Here is a 22976-nt window from a genome sequence, read left to right on the forward strand (position 1 = left end):
GCGATTCTAAGCCGCTAGCATCGAGGAAGCGCCGTTATTTTCCGCGGGAAAAAACAAGCAGTCGCCATCGGGCTTAAACAGGCATATTTCAGCGAAATATTTGGGTGCTGCATAACTTTGAATCAATTTATTGAGATTTGATTCATCTAAGTGGAAAGCACGCCAGTATAGCCGCAAATGGTGCTCGATAGCGTGTTTCTAATGAGGTGAGTAAAGCTCTATCTTTCCTTAAATCCTCGGTACAACACAACACCGGATGCCACGATAAGCCCAAGGGTAATCAACATGACAAAAACTGACAGTAATTGAATACTCATATTAAACCTCCAAAATGATTTTTTGCATTGCAAATTTTAGATCACATTACCAAAGGAAAAATAACAATGGCAAGCAGCAAAAAATCGCCACTATCCTTAAAGTCGACAACAATTCTTAAAAGTACGCCCCACATCGTCCATAGGACGACCGATTTTTTGAATATACTCTGAGCTTATTAAATAGTGTTGATTATTGCAATCTCGGTCCGCTTTGCAACTGGGGGGAGTTTGATACGAAGAAATTCACGTAACCTTCCAAATCACACAATTCTGTTATGGTGAATCTTACCTGTGGCATACTTGTGCAGCCTTTAATGTTCATTTCATCAAAACTCCAACTATTCATCACCTGTGACTTGTAAACCCGATGTTTAGTTCTCATCCCTAGATTGTAGTGCACCTTAGTGCAAGTCTTCGGGCTTTTTCTCTCTCAACGTATTTATGAATCACTTCACGCATCATTCAGTGTGAATAACACTTACGTGTTTCCGCTAGGTGTTCCACACTGCCGCGAATATCAGCGCCAAATTTATTAGCAGACACGGTTTTAGTTCCACTCATACTTACCAATGCCTATGGAAGATTGTGCTTGGCAGATAAAAAAATGGAAATAAAAAAGTATAAATAACAGCATATAATGCACTGTGCGGTTTTTTTGAAGCGTAATATTTACAATACCCCCAATAGCCTATCATCGTAAATGTAAACGAAACGGAAGCCGCTACAAGATAGTTTACCGATAGACTCACATCAGGCTCCTGAATCGCTAACCAGGCAAAACCCAGCATACAACATGAGATAATCACACACGGAAACGCATGGGCCCAAAACGCATTCATCGATTTTCTATTCATTACCAACAACCTATCCATCACAGTTTATATTTTTCTAATCATTGAAAGCCATGCTTACTACCTCTAATGCACTCGCTTTCTATGTACTTTTCTCTACCCGCTAACGAGGCAATTGTTATGCCGATCTCATTAGCCAAATCACATACCTCAGTATACTTCTTAGGAAGATAACTTAAGGCTGTAATTAACTGAGTCATAAAGATTTCAACTTCAACTCTATTTGATAATACAGCTTGTTCAAGCAAGTATGCATCAAGAACGGCCGGATTAGCGAGTGCCGCAGTATTAACTTATGCAAATGGAATACCTTTAATTTTGTTGCATAACATGCAAGATGATGATTTTATTTATTAATAATGCTGAATACCGGTATCGCTGGGAAAGAATTGAGCACTCAAATGGATGCAAATATACTTAAGTGAAGTTAAGCCGTCTTATTTACCAAAGTAGTCCTACTGGTAAAGCCTGCATCGCCACTATTTCACTAGACGACTTTTAGCCTCATTAACATACTGACGTTCATACTCAAACTCTGATACTAATATTTTCTCAGTTTCGTTCACAAATTAACAAACAGGTTTACAACCCTCAATCGTATCAATTAATATGTATAAGTTATTTTGTATGATACATAATGGTGGACATCATTAACGAGCAACTGAAGGTCCGTTTTAAAGCCATTGAGTACATGGCTTATTGGGAAGGTGGCGTTAATGCGTCACGCTTATCGAGACTATTTGGCATTAACGCTAACTTAATCGGCAGGGTGATAAAGGAGTATCGTGAGCGCCATCCACTCAACCTCGTTTATGATGCTAAAGACGCAGAGAAAATCTACATCCCAACTGAACAGTTTTCCCCACATTACATCCCACTTTCTTGGTCATCCTATTCTGGTTATATGCTAAGCCATTCTAATGAGCACATTAAGCAGCTCTATGGGCTTGACACTATTGCAGATCATATTGCTCAAATCAGCAATCCAGATCCCGTCATTATGCGGGTATTGCTAAAAGCGATACGCCAGAATCGCAAGATATCACTGCTATATCGAAGCCGTTCAAATCCTGCAGGCCTCAGACGAGAAATTGCGCCTCACGCAATAAGCAATGATGGAATTCGTTGGCACTGTAGAGCGTTTTGCTTCAAACGAAATGACTACGCAGATTTCAATATCGGTCGAATGAACGATCTTTCATTTACCGATAAATCCAGCAAGCCCCAAGAAGATGATGTACTGTGGCGTAGAATTGTTGAAATACATATAGATGCTAATCCATGCCTTTCAGAAACTGAGCGTAATCTGGTCTTTCATGATTATGGCAAAAAAGACCAATTTGTTATTCGCACTAGAGCCGCTTTGGTTGATTACACTATTCAATTTTACCGCTTAGGCAGAAGCGTTGATGCACCACCCAAAGCACATCCGTTGATTGTAAAGAACATCGACCAGTTAACGCCTTACTTATTTAGTGAGGTTGATTAATGTCTATCCACAAATATTTAACTGCTATCAAACTAGGTAAAACCTTCAATGCAGTTAGAGCTAGAAAACTGTTTAACACCCAAAAAATCGGTTTCGATTCACTTGGTCAACTCACACACATCAAAGGTGACAGTTATAAATTAAAACCCGCCGATCCTGATGTAATCGAAGAGTTGATTAAGCGATTTAAACCTGCCACATCACGCACAGATGCTTCTCTAAAAGGGGATTCACATTCGTTTAGAACATCCGTGGCATATTTAGTGGCGAAACCTCTGAACAGTCCGAATGAGCTATTGGCTATTGGTTGTCAAGCTGACTCTGTTATTCCAGGACATCTAAATTCCTTATCGAACACAACAGCTGTGCTGATCGAGAACAGTGAGTGCTTTACCTGCATCCCAGCTTTTATACACAATTTGGGGCTAACGACACTACCAGAAGATACGCTCATCATTTGGTCATCCGGCAAAGCGATTACACACCCTAATGCCACTAGGTATCTGAAGTCTTTTGATACGATACATTACTGCCCTGACTATGATTTAGCCGGGTTGGAGATTTATGAAACACTGCAAAAATCAGTTGGAAATAAACTCCAATTTGTAATACCACCAAATCTACTTAGCTACGCTCATTACTGCAAACCACCTGACGATCCCACGCATTTTATCCGCGCACTAAGAAAAGCCAAAGCACATAAATTTGAATCATTTACCACACTGCTTGAAATAAGCTGTGGATTTTTGGAGCAAGAAATACTCATAGGGGATGAAAATGCGTAATGAGATGTTCACTGTATCGTTTAAACGCGTCATAGCCGTAAATTCGGCAAACTTTGCTTATGTAGAAGTGCCTTTAGACGATAATCGTGCATTGTTGGGTACTGGTAATTTAGGAAAGTCAAGTATCGTCAACTGTGTACGATTTTTCTTGCTACCAGAAGTAAACTTAAACGATTCAGACAAGAAGTTTGCATTCATTTCTGGCGCAGGTGACTGTGCAGACGTTAAGTATTTTAATAAAAATGAGATATACGATTACTACTTTCCAGATGAGCATAGTCGTTTAATTTTAGAGGTTGAGCATAGATTGATTGGTGGTTCGACTCGCCGGCACTGCCAAATTATCTCGAAACTTGAAAACTTCCGCATTGAGCGTTGTTTTATCCAAGAACCTTATGATGCTATTGAACATCTATTTTGGGATAAAACTCATGGTGTAGCAGGTGGTCGTCCTACGCAATTAGTTGGGAAGCAATTACTCAGCACATTGAAAAGCATTAATTCAGGGGCAAAACAGTTTAATCAAGTTGAACAGCTTGAGCAGGCGCTTTATAAGGTGAATGTTTTACAACCAAACATGACACCATTTGTCGTGTTTCCAATGAATGAGCAACGTGCAAATGCTGTTGATTCGTTACGAGCACTGGTCAAGATGCTATTCAATCAAGATAGTCGCTCATTGCGATTAATAACGGCAACAGCAGTTGAAGGGCACGATGACAGCGGTCAAGCCTTAGAGGTTGATATCGGTCATATAATTTCAGAACAGCAATATCTAAAAGACCGTAAGTCAGCACTAGATAGGCTTAAAGACAGTCAGCCTAAGTACGAGTCTATGAAAGACCATTATCAAGCTCTTTCGCAAGAAAATGAGGTTGCTAACACTTTCGCTCAGTATTGGGTCAATCTAAAAGCTTATAAATCTAGTTTGACGGAAATAGCTTCTCAATTGGCATCCAAACAAAATGATGCTGAAAATAAAGTCTTGGAATTAAGTGGGAAATTATCAATACTGGAAAAAGATAGATACAGCCACGAAAAGATGATTAATTTCAAAGAGCGAGAAATTCAAAATAATCAATCATCAGTTCAAAAGTGCAATACGATTTGTTCTCCATACGCTAATTTATCTGTAGAAGAAGTACTGGAAATCTTGCAGGAAGAACTTCAAAAACAAAATACAATGCTAGAACTCTACACCGATCAAAATGCAAGACTAAAACGCATTGCTGAATTGGATGTCACAATCAAGAGTCTACAAAATAAACTCGATGTACTGGAAAAGCGTAAGACGAATAGTGCTTATAGCCTCGATAGGCAACTAGACAGAACAGTATGGAAAAAGTTGTATTCGGCCAACAAATATTTGGCTGATGCGAACCCAGGAAGAGCTCTACTCAAAAAAGAGTTAGACAGTTTGGTGGGGTATTCTGAGTTAATGACCATACAAGGACCAAAACTTTTCTTTTTTGATGCTCAAATCGAATTCAATAGCGGCATAAAAATTAACGATATAGATAGCCAAATAGACAAGACCAAAGAAGAGATAGAAATACAAGAAAAAGAACGTAAAAAACTGATGCAGGTTGATACAGACAGAACCTTGCACGATGTCAGTCGTATATCAAAAATTCAACAAGAAATTAAATTACTCAATGATGACGTAGCCATTTTAAGTCAATATCAATATTTTCAAAAACGATTATCAGAACTTGCTATTGAAAAAAATGTTTTGAGTAATGAATTTGAAAAGTTAATTCAACAACTAGCAGATCTTTCCCCCAAGAGTCAGTTGGCTAAAGATGAGCTTTTTCGTTTAAAAAATGAGACTAATACATGCCAAGAGGGTATTCGAAAGCTGACAACTACAATTTCTAATCAAGAGCACGTGTTGCTGAGGTTTAGTAATGTTAAATTGCTGATTGATTCTTTGGCTAAAAGCACTGATTTTGATGTAACCAACCTTCAGTCAGAAGAGTTCTCAAAATCGCTTATTATGAAGCTAGAAAATATTGCTCGAGTAAAGGATCTAATTAAAAATGAATTACGTAATCTAATTATTAGCGGCATCATATCAGATGATTACAACTTACTGGAGGAACACGGTGATGAAAAATCCATCATCGATACCTTTGAATCTCTAACTAGGCAATATGAATTATTGCCTGATAGTTATGATGTGCTTACCCGTGAAACCAAGATCCATAACGATCATGTGAGGAATAGATTAGAGCGATTAAGTAAAACAAAAGAAAAAATTGAGCTAACGATAAAGAAAACAAATGAAGAACTACATTCTGCCAAAATCAATGATTTAGAAGCAGTGAAATTAGAGGTTGACCTCAATGCACATTTTGACGATCTCATTGAAAGTTGGCGCAGTTTTGATGACATGAGCGGTGAAGGCACGTTGCCTGATGAATGGTATATCCGACTTCAAAAGTTCTTAAAAAGTGATGCAGTTAACCCTATAGACGGCAAACTACGAATGGACAATATCATCCAACATGCTCGCTACTGTACTAAAAAAATTGGTGAAACATGGGATACCAAAGATCAATCCACTTCGACAAAAATGCTTATTAATACGCATTTGTGCGACATTTTCATACAACGTTTATCGAGTGATACATCGCATATTGCTTTCCCAATAGTGATAGATGAAATTGGCAAAGTTAGCAGTGAGCAATTTCCAAGTGTGATCAACGGATTAAATGAAAAAGGACATTGGCTCATAGGTGTAACTACTCATGGTAAAAGCGCCGATTTAATCATACCATTTAAAAACTATCTGATTATGGATGAATTAAAGACTGGCAAACCTTATAACAAATCACGACTCCACGTATGTTTTACAATAGGCGAAGAAAGCATTAAAGCTAAACCACTGCAAACTTTGTTTGAGGTTTTTGAATGACAAAATCAGGGGGAGTAACTAAGCAGTTTAGTACAGTTGAGACGTTACAAAGGTTGTTGAAATACCGCGCTATAATGTTCAGCATTATTGAAGAAACTGACCGTCAGCAAGGCTCTGGTATTGCTGAATCTGACTATTTACGTTTTGTGGCTGAATACCAATACCAAGCAGGTTCTGAGGCCGCAAAAGAAATAGGTCTGACCTTTGATTTCCAGAATTTGCGGCAAGCTAAAATTTTGAATGACCGTAAAATAGCCAATGGTGTTACCAAATTGTGGTTTAACACATCGGTCATGGAAATTTTCAGACTTTGTAAAATTAGTCTTTATCGACCACTAACAGGGATAGCGTTGAACAATGCGATGCAATCGATTTGGGCGATGGCCAATAAAATCGATGTCAATCAACTCTCTATCATTCCTGGTACCGATGAATATTATGATTGGACGGGTGAGATTAATCATTGGGTCAGTGAACTGCTAGGTAGGATTAATGCTAATATCAGCAAGTTGGAGCGTGTAGGGGAACAGTTTGAGAGAAATATCGAAGATAGCCACACAAACATCGACCTAGCAAAAGCCAAATATAAATACGCGGTTCGGCTTTACCAACGGGAAATTGAACCTCTGAGCATATTTTTGGACAAAGACACACAATACCAAGACGGTCCAGGTATTATTAGGACGCTGGAGAAGTTCAAAAGATTGTTTCGCTCATTGAATGATAATGAATCAGAAGGCGGGATGCTGCGATATCAATTGCAGTATTTAGATCTGTTCGAGCCAGTTAAGCGAGTGGCTGACAACATAAACATCTATTTGAAAAAAACTAAAACCTCAATTGAAGAGCATAACGCTATCGAATGTGCATTTACCATCTTGCGCACGGCTTATGAAAACACTTTGAATGGAGATCAACGAACCAAATTCATTTCAATTAGCGACTTAAAGGCTCTCGGCCCAATTCACAATATTGCTTCTCTTGGTAGATTACCTTCATTTAAATTAGAGAAATCACCAGCTTTTTTAAATAATGCCTTTGAGGAATTGGCAGAACGAAGCTTAAACGGAAAGGTGAGCGTAGAAGATAGCTTGCCGTTTGAAGAGAGTATTTCCAAAAAACGGGCAGAGGAAATGAGGCATTCTATAAATTTGAATCAATGGGTTAATACATTTGAGTGGCCGCTCGGGGTAGATTACTTAAAGGTTGCCCATGATGCACTGCGCCATGAACTAAAAGGTTTTAAACTTCCAGATCTACTTGAAGTTGGTTCGCAGCTGCATACTCATGGCAAGTATAACATTTTTTTATTAAATGAGTTCAATACCTTAGAAGATTCAACGCATGAGTTGCATTATCGCGTTCGGTTTTTAGAATCCATTTCGGAGTCAATTTCATGAATAGCATTAAAAACACATTTATTAGCGCCAATTATGAACTTTCAAAGGAAATTTATCAGAATTTTTATAGCAGTAGCGTAATAAATCGACTTGAATATTCAGCTTCAAAAGCTGATTTCCACAACAACCCTCTATATCAAGAAATAGTAGTGAATTTTGACCATTACACCCATTTTTATTTCCACCTTGGCTATCAACTTATCCATGATGAGCAGGGAAAGTACTTCTACATCAAAACTCTTACGGCAAACGAAAGTTGCGAAGAAGATTTCGATGAAATAAGCCTTAAGATCCTAGCAGTACTGACTATAATCTCACGATTAGTAACTATGAGAGGCCAAGTCTTATCCACTCTAGGTCTACCTGTTAGAGGGATAACTGCAAAAGATTTAAGCTTATTAAATGAAGATGAATCACTTCTAATTCTTCAATCGCTAAAGTTAAAATCATCTGAAGATGCTATTGAGTTTTTAAGAAAACGTGGTTTTTCTTTCAAAGTCGATGTAAAACGCCATGTTTTGAGCCATGGAGCATTAGTTCTGATAGAAACACTCATAAATAGGCAAAAGGAAATATCATCTTTGTGAGATTTGTAAAATGTGAGTGGTGCGTCGTTTAGTAATATCAAATTTCTTTGTAATTGGAAGTGGGATCTTATGGTGGACACATAATGATTGTGGAGGGTGATGAATTACTTACCAAGTCGAGGCACTGTGTTGTCCTTTATTTGTCTTCGTGAAGCCATAAAAAAACCACCGATATTAGCTCGTTAATCGAGCATAATGACGATGGCTTTAGTATCAAAAATTATTACCTCTATTTTTTATAGCTGTTGACCTTACAGTACTATCAACCTTAACGGTAATATTGGTGCTTTCTTTTTGAGTTATGCTTCCAACTTTTTGCAACATCAAATACATGCGCAGGGTAATCATCCCAAGGATCTGCGAGCGGTTTCCCACGAGCAGCACGGAGTTTAACTGGGTACCCCTTGCATTCAATCAAATGCATAAAGTAAAAACTTTTTTCTTGTTTAGTACTGAAATATTTATGAAACCCACTACGAATAGTAGGATATCGCCACCATAAATATTTTGAATGTTCCTCATCTACACTCGGTATGTAGTGTGATTTTAGCTTTTTCATTTTCCCTCCAGGCTTACGTTACCTAGAAGGGGTCCTCTTCAAAATAGTTCATACGTCCATTATCACTTATATAATATATAAATCAGGCCTAATCACAGCTTGGATTACCAAACTCCAAACCAACTTAACCACCGAAAATATCTTGGAGCTTTCTCTTTTTGCACCATGCAATCGCAATTTTATCAAATACATCAGCAGGAATTTCAGCCTCCAGCTTTCCGAAAGATTTTCCTTCAGTGTTTGATTCATAAATTATTTTGAAATCAATAGGATTGGTTATTTCAATCACTGCAGGATTATCATTATCCTTATCGAAGGTAATGTCTTGATAAAGTCCAAACAACTCATTATTTTGATAAATCCATTCTTTGGCACTCATACATCAATACCTCCACCAGTCGAATTTATATCACATTAGGCTGAAAGTTTTAAAACTACTAAAAACACTGTAATATTAACAATGGAATAAATTTAGCTGCTATGATTTAGAGTTACTTCGTTCAGGTTGTTTGACATTTAAAAGACCTATATTAAAATTCATGCGCAGCAACTGTGGTTAAAACAAAACGTTCACCATTATTTCTAGCAGATATTAATGCTAGCAAAGCAAACAATCCTAACACGATATAGACATTTATCTCTATAACTAAAAACTCAAGCCTATTCAAATATCTCCAGACATCGTAACAAGCAATGAGTAATAAGATAACTATTATCGACGAACTAACATCCCTATATAGTAAAAAGTTCTGATGTGCTTGGCTCACCTGCGGTAACTCAATGACTGGCTTATAAATTAGCTTGTACCACAGCCCATTTCTAGTATGCGGATCGGTTTCAGAGGAAAAAACTTCTGGCCACTTGCCCTCCACTTCCTTGAATAGAATTCTCGGGTCCTTTCTACATATTGAATCAAGGCGACAAGCGGGGAGTTCATTCTTAAACCGAGTAAAAATTATTTTATGCTTTAAAACACTAGGCATTACGTTATTAATCATTACGATAACGGCAGAAAATAACGTACTATAAGCGCCAAACAGCAAGTAATCCGTAAGTTCATGCTTTACTAAAACGCCAAATTGAAACCATGAGCAAATCAACAGAGCTGCACAGACTAAACCAAATAGTTTAATGTTATTGCTATCCTTTAAACTCACCATCCAACCCCTCTGAAACGAGATTTGAAGATAATTCAATTTTATCTAATAAAAGAACATACGATTCATCAGATGATAGTACAGCTGATTTCAGTGTCTGATACAATAAGCATCAGCACTGGTAACCCATCATGGCGCATAGTCTCAGCAAGCCTCGTTATGAGTTGGTTGTCATCAGAGCTTGGACTCGCACTACAACCATTCGGATGAGAGTGCCATTCGCCAACATAATCTACGATCCCAGCCGTACGTTCATGAACTGACGACAAAGCTCCTGACAATCCTTCTATTCCTCGAGTAAAGTTTACTGGACTAGCTATGCTGTCATTTGGTGGGAGTAAAGCATCTACCAAATGTAAAGTGCGACTTTTTGTGTCAACAATACCAAGCAAAATTCCTCCGGTTTCGCATGGCAAAGCGTTTAGCCTAATGCTACGAATTTTATTTATAAGTCCTTCATCATAAATAACTACCCATTCACTTTTAATATCTCGAGTCACTGGATAAAGTTTAATCTCATGACTAGATATAGCATCCGTAACCTCTTCGACACACCAAACACAGGCTTGTGCTTCTTGTATATCAACTCTTCGTCTAAGTTGCTTCGCCAAAACTCCTGCATAAAGATGTAATCTATCATCTGCCAATTTAACTGAGATATCTCGACATCCACCACCGACCCATATATCGCCTTGGTGATTAGTTAGATGAATATTTCCCCATTCACTATTCAAAATAGCTCTGTAATATTGTGCTTCTATATCTGCTGATCTGAGATAACGATGTGAGTCCTCCATAAGTAATACACAGCTACTACCTGATGGCGTCAGGAATAGACTAGCAACTCTTGGTACATCCTCTCTTACAGACAGCTCACGAGGTACATTATATGAGGCAGTAACATCAACTAAGATTGATGCCTTTTCCAGTGCCATTATCAGTTCATTATTTTGATCTGTAATAGAACAGTGAAGTGCACTATGGGTTTCAGCATGTGCATAAATATCATTAGTTAGAGCCTGAAGTACTACAGCCTTGGGTCTGCCTAGCATGTAATCATATCCTACATGACGTGCTAAATTATGAGGATTAAGATAATCTGGATCGACAAAACACCATTGTCCCCATGCTCCCCTTGCCCAGATCTGTCCCAGCAATCCTCCAAGCGCACCAACACCAGCGATAATGCCATTAAAACATGCATTACTAGCGTCAATTCCTGATATATTTCTGGCAAATTCACTGTTTAAACTGTTTCGAATTTCCACAGGCAATAAGTGATGCCTCTTCCAAATGCTACTACTTATATCTTCTATGGCCACTCCACCAATAAGCTTTATCTTATGCCACTTATTATTTTGAGCATAATGACTAATTACCTCGAAATCTTTAGCTAATTCAAAAAAAGAAACATTTAGGAAATATCCTATAACATCGTATCGATGAAACTCGCCGTTTAGGTGTCGGGGAATACAGACTAAAATAAATAGGCGCTCAACACCTGACTGCTTAGCTGTTATTCCATTTTCAGGAACTAGGTTGTAGATAGAATTATACAATTCCCTATCAAACTTCTCAGCACCGAGCTTTTCACTTAACTCAGCTAAAGTGCTAGGATAGTTTGATATAGAATTTGATTCGACTGGATCTGCAAAAAACTTAACACACTTAAAATCCCCCTCAAAAAACTCTTTATTGCCTGTATCCTTGGTTACTTTAGCTCTTAAAATTTTATGGCTATTTGATTCATAATTGACCCATTCAAGAGTCAAACATAATCCATTTCTGCAAAATACCTCCATGAAATTTGCAGGCAGTATCACTTCATAGCTGCTTTGGTAAAACAAAGGTTCCAATGGTTGATCATTTCGGTGCAACCTGAGCTCTGATGATTCCCTCAACCACCAGAATAAGCGTTGAATAAACATTTCAGGAGTCCAGTGGTGCTCGACGGTAGACCAATTGACATTGTAAAGACAAAGAGCTTTAGGTGTGTTGTGGGGCACATAATACATATGTGCCATGGTTGGGAAATCTTTTCTTAAAGCTCTAAATATAACTGGAATACTTGATTGCAGATCAACCGTAATGGCAAACTTTTCGCGACGTTTTATTTGTCCAGGGTTGTTCATACGAATGGTTGAATCACCAACCTCAATTACAATGACTTCTGTGCGGTTGCTACCATCGGCTATTTCCCTAAGTTCAATGAACTCTACATACGGATTCTGTTGGCATGCACTTATTAGAGATGCAGTGAGTGGCAAAATATCTTCGCTATTCTCAACACACCTCCCCAGCTCATAAAACTCCATAATGCGTACCTGCCCGAGGTGCACTAGAAGCCGTAATTAGAGCTGCAGCACTAGTTACGGAAGCGACTTTGCGGATCACACTTCCATCATTTTGAGGTATAATCACAATTGTCTCACATCCTTTAATATCCCCTGTGCATAAAAACGAACCATCAACGGGTTTCAAGATGTCTAAATACTCTCTTTTTGCTCGAATACATGGTGGGTCTTTATCATCATCAGAAATTTTCTTGCTGCTAGAAATGATTATTGCGCCATCTCTAGCTTGACCCAATGCACTACGAGCATCAACAGATACTTTAGCTTCTTCTCGATATTTAGACCAACTATCATATGATAACGTATGCCAAGAGCAATGATGTGGTGCCTGAAGCAAATCGTAGGATAGATCTTGAGGAGTGTTCTTATACTTTTCCCATAGACGCTCCCAAATAGCAACTTCTGCATCTCCCCCAGTTAAAAAGCGCGTAGGAGTTTTAGACCACTGAGAAGCAGATAATTCGATATTCAAAATGACACTTGAATGATTTTTTGAGAGCAGTTGTTCCGCCTCATCGTCATCTTGCTTCGGAAAAGGAGCTAATAATTTCGCAGAAAAATAACCACTACTACTATTCTGGTTAATTTTGTGAATAGTCTCAGTCTCTTTAATAGTGATGCCAGTGAGGTTATCTGTCTTACCATTTTCATCTTCACCCAATATTAAAATACGATCTCCTTCAGCAGCCCAACCTTGGTTCTGCCAAAGTTTAACTCGGCGTTTAGCTTCTTTATTAAATGCTTTAGCATCATCACAAAGCGTCAAATTTTTTGATGCTCGTCTGAAAACCATTGGTGATGACCACATCTCTTTAATAATGATCCGTTTATCTGCTTGCAGCAGGTCATCATCAGGATAGTCATCCACAGATCCAAGCCAAAAATGTTTAACCAAACCAGAGCAATGGTCTTTATCGGGATGGCTGAGCAGAAACGCATCAACATAAGGACGCCCCATGCCATCAGTGAGTAACGTTTTTCTTAATAATTTAGCAACATCTGGAGTTTGATCGTTTGGATCATCAGCCATACTTCTAATGTTAATATCGATCAATAATGTTGTGGAGACCGTATCCGCTAACCGAATCAACGTCATATCACCGTTATCTACAGGGAAAAATTCAATTTTTGCGGACATATAACCTCCAAATCCAAAGAGTCACTTGCATGAAAGTTGATTAAGTTATAACCTAAGATACAACTAAAAATTATACTAGTCTAGTTTTTATTCGAATAAAAATTAATCTAACAGAGGTAAGATAAAATGTTGGAGGAAAAAACCTTTACTAGGCGTTGGGGTCAAGAACGACGTTTAGAATTCATTGATTTCAGACTGCAATGGGAAGGCAGAGTAAATCGCTCAGATTTAACTGAATTTTTCAGGATATCAATACCCCAAGCATCTCTTGATTTTTCCGCCTACCAAGAGTTAGCACCTAACAACATGGTATATGACAGAACTGAGAAAGCTTATGTTGCTTCGGACAATTTCAAAGCCATTATGGTTAATCCTAACCCATACCAGTATTTGAATGAACTGCTGTGGAGAGAATCAAATCTTCTTTCAAACTCTGAGAGTTTTGTAAGCATTCCACCACCAATAGAAACACTTCCTCACCCTTACCGGTCAGTTAGCGCCGAGACTTTGAAAATTTTACTTAAGGCTATAAGAGAAAATTTGATTGTAGAGATAAACTATCAGTCAATGAGTAGGCCTGTACCTGAAAACAGGTGGGTAAAACCTCGCACTTTTGCTTTTGATGGTTTTCGCTGGCATGTAAGATGTTACTGCTTTAAAGATAATATTTTTAAAGACTATGTCCTAGGTCGCATTATGGATATTATTAGCCTAAAACCTCTAGAAGAAAATTTGCCAAAAGATTACGACTGGGAAACCTTTATAAAAGTGATTTTGGCACCAAACCCGAGCTACAGTGATGCACAGCGAATTGCAATTGAAAATGATTTTGGTATGTTAAACGGTAGCACTGAAGTAATTTTGAGGAAAGCTATGCTCTACTATTTTAAGAAACGTTTACATCTTTCTGAGCCTGGAACCACTGTTAGTGAAAATCAACAAATCGTGATGCTAAGTGCAATTCCGCTGTAGTAGTTAGCAGCACAAAGTTTCATACTAACCGCTATAACCAAGTTTAATCGAGCTACAACTGAGAATTAAGATATCATACACGTTGTAACTCGGTTTGGGACAAAAGCGTGTTAGTACGTCGGCTGTGTCAGGTGAATTTCGGATTAAAATTTCTATGGGGTAACGCAGCGTTAAGGGGTGAAGCCCGCAACACCGATGCTACCGCATGTTGGCGTTATCGCTATAATCAACGCATAGTAAAAATGCCAGAATTCTGAATTCCTCTTGAACAATTTGTTATGTTTATTTTCTGTATGCTAATGGGCTAGAACAAGAGCGTAAGTCTCCACTACTGTACCTAGCCTTAATTTGGCTAGACATTCCACTTGGGATTACAACCGTTGGCAATATCCACTTGCCCGTAATTAGGAGTAGTGCTGCAACATATTCGACTCTTTCTTTAAGGTTGTCATCATCGATACACGCCTTGATGATTTCCTTAGCAATCTCTTCCGACATGACCGGTTCCTGACCTGTAAGAACATAGTAAGCTTTTCGGAAATCATTTCTTCTCCAATTTTTAGGATTAGAATATAGTCTTTCTATTGTTTTCTTAGCTCTTTCTTCGCCGAACTTCATCAGACCATCCTTATTACCCATAACGGCTAATACCGCTTTCTAAGAAGCCTCTCGGGTAGCATCATCTCAATTTCACTCGCTAGCCTTGACCCACAACTCCAAAGCTTTCTAGTTGCAAAAATTTTGAATTGAAGACATCGGAAGGAATCTTACGTTTGAGTAAACCAAAGAAGTTTTCATCATGTGTGGAAATAATGATTTGCTTATTAAATCTTTGCGAAATGTTTCGCAACAAATCAATAGTAGCCAGAACATTAATAGAGTCCATTGACTGAATAGGGTCATCAATCATTATCATGTCCAGAGGTGTTCCAGATTTGTCCATCGCGTGTAAAGCGTTAGCAAGAAAAACGCTCAGGCTAAGAATATTGAGCTGAGCAGCACTGAAATATAGCATTGGAGAAATTATGTCACCTCTCTCATCTTGCAATACAATATTCAATCCCGGCTTCTCATTAGATTCAAAGTCAACTACGAACTGAACAGTTTTAAATGAGGGATGCGGATCAATTTTGCTGTAAATGGCATTAATCAAGTCGGTAAAAAAGAACTCTTTAACCCTCTCCTTCAGCTTCGATACAACGCTCTCTCTTTCAGCTGTAAGCTTACTTTCTACTAATTTATGCAGAGAAAGATCATGCTCGACCACTTTTAACTGGTCTCGTAACTTTAGTCCATCAAAGTAAGGTTTGAACACCTTAAGCTGCTCCGTCAGCAAATCAAATGATTGGATTTTGGCGGCCAGTACATTATCACGACGAAGTAGCTCTGGTGTCAGTTCATGGATTTCCCGTTCGATTAGATCATAATCCTTTCCGAGAGGCTTTCCGACTAGCCGATCAACAGTTTGAACAAACGTAGTGATAGCAGACTGGATATCATTCAGGTGCCTGACTGCTTCGTCTCTATTAGAAGCTAAAACCGCAAAATCAATCCAATTACCTTCCGAATTCATTATGCCTTGAAGTTTGTTACACTCGCCTAATAGTTTGGCAAGTTGTTCACCTAGCTCATTAATTCTTGTCGTTAGCTCAGCTTTTTTTCTATCGCAGCTTAAGGCAAGGATCCTGACCTCAGCAACAGCTTCTTTGGAGATAAATGCTTTAACTTTTTCGTACGAGGTTTGGTTCGTTATCTCGTGTATCAGGTTTACTAATCCCAATATCTGATTTTCGAGATTTTGAATTTGGGCGCGAAGCAAAGTAACCGAATGTTCGACTGAGGCCAGTTGCTGCGCCAATAAAGGTCGTCGCTCCGATGTAACAGCTAACTCCGCGTCGACGCGTTTTCTCAATTCTTGCGAGTCAACATCCCAAACCCTCGCTTTCAATGACTTAAGCGTACGCTCAGCTATGTCAACACTTGCTGCAAGACGTGTTCTTTGACTCTCTAGCTCAGTGATCCGTGAACTAAAATCATTGAGTTTCTGTCGTAACGACGATAAGTGTTCTGAATGTTTCTTCTGGGCCACACCAACATGAGAATCAATTTCTGCTGAAAGCGACTGGATGCGAAGCGCGGCTTTCTCTAACTCCTGTGCATTCTGCTTTGCAACTATCGTTAGCAGGTCATTATTCTTAACCGCTTTGATCAAGGCATCAGATGTTGGGTGGGGTAGTCGGCATAATGGACACTCAGAGCTGGGCCATTTTGAGAGGTAAGAAATACCGAGTGAAACAAGGTTCTCGACAGCTTCCATCTGCTGAGTAAGAGCTACTTGAGTCGTTTTAATCGACTGGTCGTGTAAGCGCAATGCAGCTAATTCTTCATGAGCAACCTGAATTTTGACGATGAAGTCATCGGGCAGGCCTAGGTAACTGGTATCACCGTACAGCAGGGTATCAGCAGTGATTGGCAATGTGGGGATGTTGTTAAGTTGCGAAGCTACGGCGTCCCGCTCCGCTACAGTGAGCTGGAGGGAAGTGAGCTTGGCATTTAAGTCCACTTTCAGCCCAATCAGGCCGGCTTCGTTAGCAGCAATTTCGGAGTAAATGGCTGGACTAGTTGCGATCAATGACTGAAGCTCTAACGCCCTTTGATCGAGATCTGCAATTGATTTCTTGGTGCCAGCTGCCGATGTTTCGGCCGTTTTAAGCTCCGCGATTAATCGGTTTTTTTCTGCGGTTAGAGCAGGCAATTGACCAACAGATTGTACTCTAATCTCCTCATCAGCAATAAACGAAGAAACCTGGGCAATCACCTCCTCCAGATCTTTCAACTCATCACTAATTGCCTGCCATTCAGAAAGGCCGCGACTATGTGCTGCAGTGAGCTGTTGATATTTGACTGAATCCTGCAAGCCTTTCGATACATTGTTGACATACGAATTGTGCTGCGGCAATAGCTCTAGGTTACGCTTAAAGCCAGGGAGCCCTGATAATTGTAGCAATAACGCAGCATGTCGTTGCTGAATCGCAGTCCGCTCAGCATTAAGCGCTTGCGTCCGAGTGACAATCGATAACAGTATTTGGTGTTCAGCATGCGCATCAAAGTTCTCATCGACGAAGATAATTGCTTCACCTTGAGAGTTAAGGGCGGCTGCAAGGGTATTAAAGTCTTCGAATATTCGGGAGTCGACCGGATTATTTAGCTGAGACTCAATTCTTGACCGCTCGGCCAGCAGCGTAACGATTTTCGATTCGTTCTCATTGATTAGCAAGGTCATTTCTTGGCGTAGTGTTTCAGCACTTCCACCAAAGAAACCCATGAAAAGATCATATCTTTCCTGAGGTTTTGCCTCGCGAAGGAAACGGTCTATTGCGTCTTGGGATAATATAACTCTCTTGTAGACTTCTACATCTTCACTTTTCTTAGTTGCCTTAAAAGTGAGATCGCTTGAGTTCGACCTTGGCTTTTTCAGCTTTCGTTCGAATTTTTTCGTGGTTGTGATTACAGATACATGCGTAGGCACGTCATCCAACACCTCAGTATTTCGTAGTATCTTTTGAGGAACCTGAAGTTGCTTTGTGCCTTTTGCTGCCAGCTCATTATTTTTCTTATTGTGACTGTTGGTATACCTCTCAAGATTATCAGTAAAAGCCCATTCTACAGCATCGTAAAAAGAGCTTTTTCCGAATCCATTAGGGGCATAAATAGCAACAAAATTCGACGGTTCACCACTCTCATTTGTAAAATCAAAAGTCCCGTCTTTTTTGTGCTTGTAAGCGCGAAAGCCCTCGATCTCAACTTTTTTTATTTTCATTTTCTGACAAAAACTCGATTAGTTTGTTGATCATTTCACTGCGCGCTTCTTTCGCATCCACACTGAAACCTGAGGGTACACCTTTAACAATTGCCGCAATGGGTGTTTCTATGTAATCTTTGGAATTATCCGAAACTGGTGCTAGCTCGAGATCCGTGCCCAATAACGCTACGTTTACCAATTTTTCAACATCCGGAGAATCCGGTAGCTCACCGAGCCCATCCAATATGATCTTCCTAGCCGCGTAGCGGTCATTTTGAATTACATATTTATCCCGAATCTCAAGGCTATCAGGACACATCAAAATCAAATAAACATTCCATTTTGAATGCCCTCCTTCTGGCTTAAACTTAACCGATACTATGCTTTGAATTGCCTGCCAGTTCATCATGACGTCCGTTGACGACTCAAACCAACAAACAATACAAGTTAAAAAGGATTGGCTAGAAGCAAACAACTCAAACCTGACCCCATCGACTTCGGAGGTCAGAAAGTCAAAGTCATGCTCCCTACTTAATAACTTCATTATAATAATCCCTGAATATTTTCAGTTGCTCGCTCGGACGGGCAAGTCCATACTCACGATGCTTTTTCAGCACATACTTATTGCGCAATCCTTTCATATGCGCGACCGTATAAGTCTTATATACCTCTCTATGTACATCATCAATTCTTTGACCGGTTCCTGCTGTAGGGGCTGAGGCAATATCGTCAATAACCTCTTCCAAGTCCTCTTCGTCCGGAAGATAGGGAGCCTCCTCTTGAGGAGAGCTAATAATCATAATTCCATGTTCGTCCAACGTGGACTTTGCTGCTTTTAAAATCTCCGAAAGATGTCTAATCCAGTGAGCATTACTGCCAGAGTAGACAAACCTTCGTCGCTTCTCCAAACCCTTTATGTAGTCCTCATCAATATTTGTTGGCTCATCAATCAAAGCGCAAACGATTGCAAATTCAAAATATGCAACCCACAACTCTCTATCCAACACAGCAGCTTGAGTTTCATGACCAACCAGCAACTTTTTGTTGTAGCGCGTCATCAGTTCATGCGGAGGTGGCAGCCCCAGAGCTATCAGTACATCTGCATACTCATGCAGTTTTTTGTTAAGTTTCAATAGATTGCCTGGATTTGCAGCATTGAAATAAAAAATATCATCCTTAAGCTGTGAAAAGCACGCCATGAAGCTAGGAGCCATTAAGGCAAGATCATACTGAGCAATGATTTCTTCGAAGATGGCCATGGAAAAGCAACGTATGCGGCCCCATCGCAGATTCTCGTCTTCATCATCCATTCGATACTCAACACCCACCAGGTAAGGGTAACCGTTGCACTCGTGATACAGACCGCCACCAGACATGCCAACAATTGCATCTTGCGCTGGACTGTTGTTGAGATTACAAACCACTACATTATTAAGCGTACTATTTTGGACGCCTGTATAAATCTTGAAGGGAATATCGGTATTGGTGTTAGTGTCAGGAAATCCCACAAATGAAAGCGCAGCCCCTGAGGGCACATTTCCTAACCAATTGCGCTGCTTTACATTCTGTTGAAATTCAACCTTTAATACTGCGCAATCTAGTGTTGGGTGCAGATATGGTTCATCAATTATTTGAAGTGAAACTCCACTTCGGGTGACTTGATTGGTCGCGCTCAATACATGCTTTGCGGTGAAAACATAAGTATAGTCCTGCGAGAGCGCACCAACGAGAACTCCGCTCCCACCGTTTATTTTTACAGCATAAGAAATTATCAGCTCATCAGGCGTCATGTTCGAACTCTATCTGACCGACAACATCCAAGCGTCCAGCATATTTATGCTGCTCATTCGGAAGCAACATTGAAGCCGCGACTTCAGGGTAGTTGAAACATATTTTTCCATCCCCAGCAGCGAGAATTCTTGCAATTGTTCTTTTATTGGGCAGTCCGTGCCTTGCCCCATTAGTGGAGATAACGTAATGAGTAGAAGAAATCATACTCAAAAAATCAGAACTGGTATTGTATTGACTTCCGTGGTGTGAAATTTTGACTAAGCTCAGCTGCAACTTGTTCTGCTCGTTATAACCTAGTTGCTTTAAGCTTTCGACAGTGCAGGTATCATAGGCATCCCCCAAGAATAACATTTTCTGATCGTCTGTCTGTAGGATGAAAGCAATTGAACTTCCATTGGCAATTGAGGTGTCGCTCTCGAAACTGTCGTCCACCCAGAGTTGCTCCAAACTAAGAGAGTAGTCGGTCACATCCGCGGATGTATTAGGCGACGATTTTTCTACTGGCCAAATACACAGGAGCTTTCGAAGCTGAGTTTCATTTGGTGATAATATATTAAACGTAAAGGGGCCTTTAACAATTTCCTGCCCAGCCATAACTATATGGCCACGTTCTACACCTAGCTCATCTAGGAGAGCTTCAAATTTCTTCCCTTGCCGAACACTAGTGTCAGGAGATGAATCTGACAAATAAATGTCATTCGCAGGAATTTCAGGGAAGCTGAAGTGGTCTGTAATTAATCTTGACGAATTAAACCAGACACTTTTAACAAGCTGACCGTAGCCTGGAGCTTTTAAAGCCTTGAGAAGCCCACCGATGTGGTCATCATCAATGTGAGTCAAAATAACCAAGTCAAGATACTGATTCAGTGCTTTGAACTCGTCGAGCAACTTACACAATTCACCTTTCATACGATCCTGCTGGCCGTATTTGAAAGTTCCGGAGTTACCGCCATCAATAAGGAGGTTGAAGATACCGTGAGGCCCTTCGTGGGTGACTAGTATGCAGTCCCCATGATTTGCCTGCAAAGCTCGTACACAGATTCCCATTAAACCTCCTTTTAGAAATGGTGATCAGATTCAGTAATAATGGACACTTTGTATCATTACTAAAAGTTGGTCAACAAAGACAGCTCAATTTTCCGGTAAAACAACGCTGTAACACGAAATGGGGCAGAACAAACTTTCATTCGTCTGTTCTGCTATAGGCGGGAAATTTAGATCAAAAAGTCTTCGATTGAACGGCCATTTTCAATTTGTTGTTTGAAAACAGTTGGCATTCTACCTTGCCCTGTCCAAGTGACAGTTTCGCCCTCAACTACGATTGAATATTTAGCTGGACGTGCTGCTCTTGTACTTTTTACTTTAATACTAACACCACCAAGATCATCAAGTGATAAACCAGCTGACTCAATCATCTTCTGAAGTTCTGCAATTTTAGCTATACGTTCAGCATTTGCTTCAGCTTCAGCATTCGCTTCTTCTTCTCTTTCAGCAACGATCTTGCCTAACTTTTCGTATACATCTTTTAGTTCAGCAACAGATAACTCTTTAACAGAAGCTTTTAAACGACGAGCATGAGTTAAGATCTCTAAAAATTGAGACATTGTATTTCCCTAATGAGTTAGTATCACAACAATATAGCTGATTTTCAATTTGTAATGAATACACAGCTAGATTCATTTGAAAAACGTCACTTATGCACGTAAAACTGCATAAACAGTGAGATTTTGACTCATCTCATACATCTAACTCACTTAGGGACTAAAGTTAGTTAGATTTCTAGATCTAATTCGTGAGCTCTGGATTAAATTTTGTAAGGTAAGTCATTTGAAGTCAACAATAAAAACCAATTTATAAGCCTTTCAAATAAAGCTAATTGTAGGCCTGTAGCAGACAGCTTCTACAATGTCATCTGCCATACAGAAATCGAATAGCTCATCGACATCCTTTTTCACATCACTCTTCTTTGCATAAACTTAAGCAAATAATCTTCAAAAAATCATATGTTCAAAACTAACAGCAGACTGATCAGCCTCAAAACTATAGAAGCGAACAATCGGCGCCAGTACCGCCAATATTAGGTTGGAATCATAAAATACGACTGTTGGGGCACTCACCACCATTGGTCTAAAATTCTTGTCACCACCAACTTTAGCAATACCTAAAGTCTTTTGAACTGTACATTAATTGAACAAAAATTAACCATTTGAAACTACTGAAAACTAAAGTGATAGAATCAATATGTATCTAAAATAAAATGATAGAAAATTAATCAATAACAGGAATTAAGGGAAAATTATGGACAGTTCTAAACTTGAAAGATTAAAAAGGAAAGTTTTCAATAAAGGCTTTTGGAAGGTGAAGCTAGAAACTCACCGGATCATACAATTGCTTTCGTTATATGGCATGTTTTTATTTCTACCATATTTCCAAATTCAAATAAATCAATATGATAGTGCTGAAAATGAACTTAGGAATATAAAAAATGAGGCTGTAATTCACGACATTTACTACGAAGTAAAAACGTTAACCTGTGAACTGCTCGGCCAAGAGCATACTACACTAGATTGTAAAAAAGGCGTTTACCAAAATACAAAAGCAAACTCTATGGAAAAAATTAGAAATACAATGGAAGAAGAAAAGAAAGTTTCAGAGTTAAAATATTACTATTTATATTTCATTTTAGCTTCTTTTGCTATTTGGGGGACCTTAAAAGAATACATTAATGAATATGAACGAAACCATAAAGAAGATAAGTAGATCTAAGTTAGTGGCACTGCACTAAATTGCTCACACTGCTGTGAGAGTGAACACTTCTAGTGGTCATGACTACCCAGGCCACTGGACGAATTGTCCT

Annotated in this window: 18 protein-coding genes; 7 read left to right on the forward strand and 11 right to left on the reverse strand. The window is 39.3% G+C overall.

From position 1 onward, the window contains the following. The first annotated feature begins 1805 nt into the window (after positions 1 to 1805). From RA178_RS20290 to RA178_RS20310, 5 genes are read left to right on the forward strand one after another with little or no spacing between them, the layout of a single operon-like run. Positions 1806 to 2657: a helix-turn-helix transcriptional regulator gene (locus RA178_RS20290; protein ID WP_306683597.1), complete on the forward strand. Its 852-nt coding sequence runs from the start codon at positions 1806 to 1808 to the stop codon at positions 2655 to 2657. Further along, positions 2657 to 3442 carry a Wadjet anti-phage system protein JetD domain-containing protein gene (locus tag RA178_RS20295; protein WP_306683600.1) on the forward strand — a complete coding sequence of 262 codons (786 nt, stop codon included), beginning with the start codon at positions 2657 to 2659 and terminating at the stop codon, positions 3440 to 3442. The genes RA178_RS20290 and RA178_RS20295 overlap by 1 nt, the downstream gene beginning before the upstream one ends. Beyond that, positions 3435 to 6359 carry a coiled-coil domain-containing protein gene (locus tag RA178_RS20300; RefSeq protein WP_306683602.1) on the forward strand — a complete coding sequence of 975 codons (2925 nt, stop codon included), beginning with the start codon at positions 3435 to 3437 and terminating at the stop codon, positions 6357 to 6359. Before RA178_RS20295 ends, RA178_RS20300 begins: the two co-directional genes overlap by 8 nt. Next, positions 6356 to 7759, forward strand: coding sequence for a hypothetical protein (locus RA178_RS20305; protein WP_306683603.1), 1404 nt, complete (start codon positions 6356 to 6358; stop codon positions 7757 to 7759). The genes RA178_RS20300 and RA178_RS20305 overlap by 4 nt, the downstream gene beginning before the upstream one ends. Then, positions 7756 to 8346 carry a condensin complex protein MksE gene (locus RA178_RS20310; protein ID WP_263186578.1) on the forward strand — a complete coding sequence of 197 codons (591 nt, stop codon included), beginning with the start codon at positions 7756 to 7758 and terminating at the stop codon, positions 8344 to 8346. Before RA178_RS20305 ends, RA178_RS20310 begins: the two co-directional genes overlap by 4 nt. 268 nt (positions 8347 to 8614) lie before the next feature. On the opposite strand, the gene RA178_RS20315 is transcribed toward RA178_RS20310, so the two are convergent. The 5 genes from RA178_RS20315 to mblB all read right to left on the reverse strand — a co-directional run bounded on the left by RA178_RS20315 (position 8615) and on the right by mblB (position 13554). Further along, positions 8615 to 8905, reverse strand: a complete 291-nt coding sequence (locus RA178_RS20315; RefSeq protein ID WP_306683605.1) for a hypothetical protein — start codon at positions 8903 to 8905, stop codon at positions 8615 to 8617. Positions 8906 to 9029: 124 nt separating this feature from the next. Beyond that, positions 9030 to 9284, reverse strand: coding sequence for a hypothetical protein (locus RA178_RS20320; protein ID WP_306683607.1), 255 nt, complete (start codon positions 9282 to 9284; stop codon positions 9030 to 9032). 151 nt (positions 9285 to 9435) lie between these two features. Next, complete coding sequence (locus RA178_RS20325) at positions 9436 to 10065, reverse strand: hypothetical protein (protein WP_306683608.1); 630 nt, start codon at positions 10063 to 10065, stop codon at positions 9436 to 9438. A 65-nt stretch (positions 10066 to 10130) separates the two neighbouring features. Continuing rightward, positions 10131 to 12377 (reverse strand): anti-phage 6A-MBL system cap2_3 protein, encoded by a 2247-nt coding sequence (gene cap2-3, locus RA178_RS20330; protein WP_306683609.1) that lies wholly within the window; start codon positions 12375 to 12377, stop codon positions 10131 to 10133. Continuing rightward, positions 12364 to 13554 (reverse strand): anti-phage 6A-MBL system MBL-fold protein, encoded by a 1191-nt coding sequence (gene mblB / locus RA178_RS20335; protein ID WP_306683611.1) that lies wholly within the window; start codon positions 13552 to 13554, stop codon positions 12364 to 12366. Before mblB ends, cap2-3 begins: the two co-directional genes overlap by 14 nt. A gap of 126 nt (positions 13555 to 13680) precedes the next feature. On the opposite strand from mblB, the gene RA178_RS20340 reads away from it, so the two are divergent. After that, positions 13681 to 14526 (forward strand): WYL domain-containing protein, encoded by an 846-nt coding sequence (locus tag RA178_RS20340; RefSeq protein WP_306683613.1) that lies wholly within the window; start codon positions 13681 to 13683, stop codon positions 14524 to 14526. Positions 14527 to 14808: 282 nt separating this feature from the next. On the opposite strand, the gene RA178_RS20345 is transcribed toward RA178_RS20340, so the two are convergent. The 6 genes from RA178_RS20345 to RA178_RS20370 all read right to left on the reverse strand — a co-directional run bounded on the left by RA178_RS20345 (position 14809) and on the right by RA178_RS20370 (position 21723). Continuing rightward, the gene (locus RA178_RS20345) at positions 14809 to 15144 is read right to left on the reverse strand and encodes a hypothetical protein (RefSeq protein ID WP_306683614.1); all 336 of its coding nucleotides are present in this window, start codon (positions 15142 to 15144) and stop codon (positions 14809 to 14811) included. A gap of 79 nt (positions 15145 to 15223) precedes the next feature. Continuing rightward, the gene (locus RA178_RS20350; RefSeq protein WP_306683615.1) at positions 15224 to 18346 is read right to left on the reverse strand and encodes an AAA family ATPase; all 3123 of its coding nucleotides are present in this window, start codon (positions 18344 to 18346) and stop codon (positions 15224 to 15226) included. Then, positions 18327 to 18872 carry an ABC-three component system middle component 1 gene (locus tag RA178_RS20355; RefSeq protein ID WP_263186587.1) on the reverse strand — a complete coding sequence of 182 codons (546 nt, stop codon included), beginning with the start codon at positions 18870 to 18872 and terminating at the stop codon, positions 18327 to 18329. The genes RA178_RS20350 and RA178_RS20355 overlap by 20 nt, the downstream gene beginning before the upstream one ends. After that, positions 18856 to 20118, reverse strand: coding sequence for an ABC-three component system protein (locus RA178_RS20360; protein ID WP_306683617.1), 1263 nt, complete (start codon positions 20116 to 20118; stop codon positions 18856 to 18858). The genes RA178_RS20355 and RA178_RS20360 overlap by 17 nt, the downstream gene beginning before the upstream one ends. Further along, the gene (locus RA178_RS20365; protein WP_306683618.1) at positions 20108 to 21166 is read right to left on the reverse strand and encodes a ComEC/Rec2 family competence protein; all 1059 of its coding nucleotides are present in this window, start codon (positions 21164 to 21166) and stop codon (positions 20108 to 20110) included. The genes RA178_RS20360 and RA178_RS20365 overlap by 11 nt, the downstream gene beginning before the upstream one ends. A 167-nt stretch (positions 21167 to 21333) precedes the next feature. After that, positions 21334 to 21723: an H-NS histone family protein gene (locus RA178_RS20370; RefSeq protein ID WP_306683620.1), complete on the reverse strand. Its 390-nt coding sequence runs from the start codon at positions 21721 to 21723 to the stop codon at positions 21334 to 21336. Between the two features lie 694 nt (positions 21724 to 22417). Between RA178_RS20370 and RA178_RS20375 the strand changes: the two genes are divergently transcribed. Then, positions 22418 to 22879 carry a hypothetical protein gene (locus tag RA178_RS20375; RefSeq protein WP_263186591.1) on the forward strand — a complete coding sequence of 154 codons (462 nt, stop codon included), beginning with the start codon at positions 22418 to 22420 and terminating at the stop codon, positions 22877 to 22879. The last annotated feature ends 97 nt before the right edge of the window (positions 22880 to 22976 follow it).

The organism is Shewanella oncorhynchi, assembly GCF_030848765.1.
In the GTDB taxonomy this organism is placed as follows: Bacteria; Pseudomonadota; Gammaproteobacteria; order Enterobacterales; family Shewanellaceae; genus Shewanella; species Shewanella oncorhynchi.

What these genes read in the sequence shown, in the direction of transcription:
- RA178_RS20290 (WP_306683597.1), top strand. Translation starts at nt 1,806, where the DNA reads ATGGTGGACATCATTAACGAGCAACTGAAGGTCCGTTTTAAAGCCATT.
- RA178_RS20295 (WP_306683600.1), top strand. Translation starts at nt 2,657, where the DNA reads ATGTCTATCCACAAATATTTAACTGCTATCAAACTAGGTAAAACCTTC.
- RA178_RS20300 (WP_306683602.1), top strand. Translation starts at nt 3,435, where the DNA reads ATGCGTAATGAGATGTTCACTGTATCGTTTAAACGCGTCATAGCCGTA.
- RA178_RS20305 (WP_306683603.1), top strand. Translation starts at nt 6,356, where the DNA reads ATGACAAAATCAGGGGGAGTAACTAAGCAGTTTAGTACAGTTGAGACG.
- RA178_RS20310 (WP_263186578.1), top strand. Translation starts at nt 7,756, where the DNA reads ATGAATAGCATTAAAAACACATTTATTAGCGCCAATTATGAACTTTCA.
- RA178_RS20315 (WP_306683605.1), bottom strand. Translation starts at nt 8,905, where the DNA reads ATGAAAAAGCTAAAATCACACTACATACCGAGTGTAGATGAGGAACAT.
- RA178_RS20320 (WP_306683607.1), bottom strand. Translation starts at nt 9,284, where the DNA reads ATGAGTGCCAAAGAATGGATTTATCAAAATAATGAGTTGTTTGGACTT.
- RA178_RS20325 (WP_306683608.1), bottom strand. Translation starts at nt 10,065, where the DNA reads ATGGTGAGTTTAAAGGATAGCAATAACATTAAACTATTTGGTTTAGTC.
- cap2-3 (WP_306683609.1), bottom strand. Translation starts at nt 12,377, where the DNA reads ATGGAGTTTTATGAGCTGGGGAGGTGTGTTGAGAATAGCGAAGATATT.
- mblB (WP_306683611.1), bottom strand. Translation starts at nt 13,554, where the DNA reads ATGTCCGCAAAAATTGAATTTTTCCCTGTAGATAACGGTGATATGACG.
- RA178_RS20340 (WP_306683613.1), top strand. Translation starts at nt 13,681, where the DNA reads ATGTTGGAGGAAAAAACCTTTACTAGGCGTTGGGGTCAAGAACGACGT.
- RA178_RS20345 (WP_306683614.1), bottom strand. Translation starts at nt 15,144, where the DNA reads ATGAAGTTCGGCGAAGAAAGAGCTAAGAAAACAATAGAAAGACTATAT.
- RA178_RS20350 (WP_306683615.1), bottom strand. Translation starts at nt 18,346, where the DNA reads ATGAAAATAAAAAAAGTTGAGATCGAGGGCTTTCGCGCTTACAAGCAC.
- RA178_RS20355 (WP_263186587.1), bottom strand. Translation starts at nt 18,872, where the DNA reads ATGAAGTTATTAAGTAGGGAGCATGACTTTGACTTTCTGACCTCCGAA.
- RA178_RS20360 (WP_306683617.1), bottom strand. Translation starts at nt 20,118, where the DNA reads ATGACGCCTGATGAGCTGATAATTTCTTATGCTGTAAAAATAAACGGT.
- RA178_RS20365 (WP_306683618.1), bottom strand. Translation starts at nt 21,166, where the DNA reads ATGGGAATCTGTGTACGAGCTTTGCAGGCAAATCATGGGGACTGCATA.
- RA178_RS20370 (WP_306683620.1), bottom strand. Translation starts at nt 21,723, where the DNA reads ATGTCTCAATTTTTAGAGATCTTAACTCATGCTCGTCGTTTAAAAGCT.
- RA178_RS20375 (WP_263186591.1), top strand. Translation starts at nt 22,418, where the DNA reads ATGGACAGTTCTAAACTTGAAAGATTAAAAAGGAAAGTTTTCAATAAA.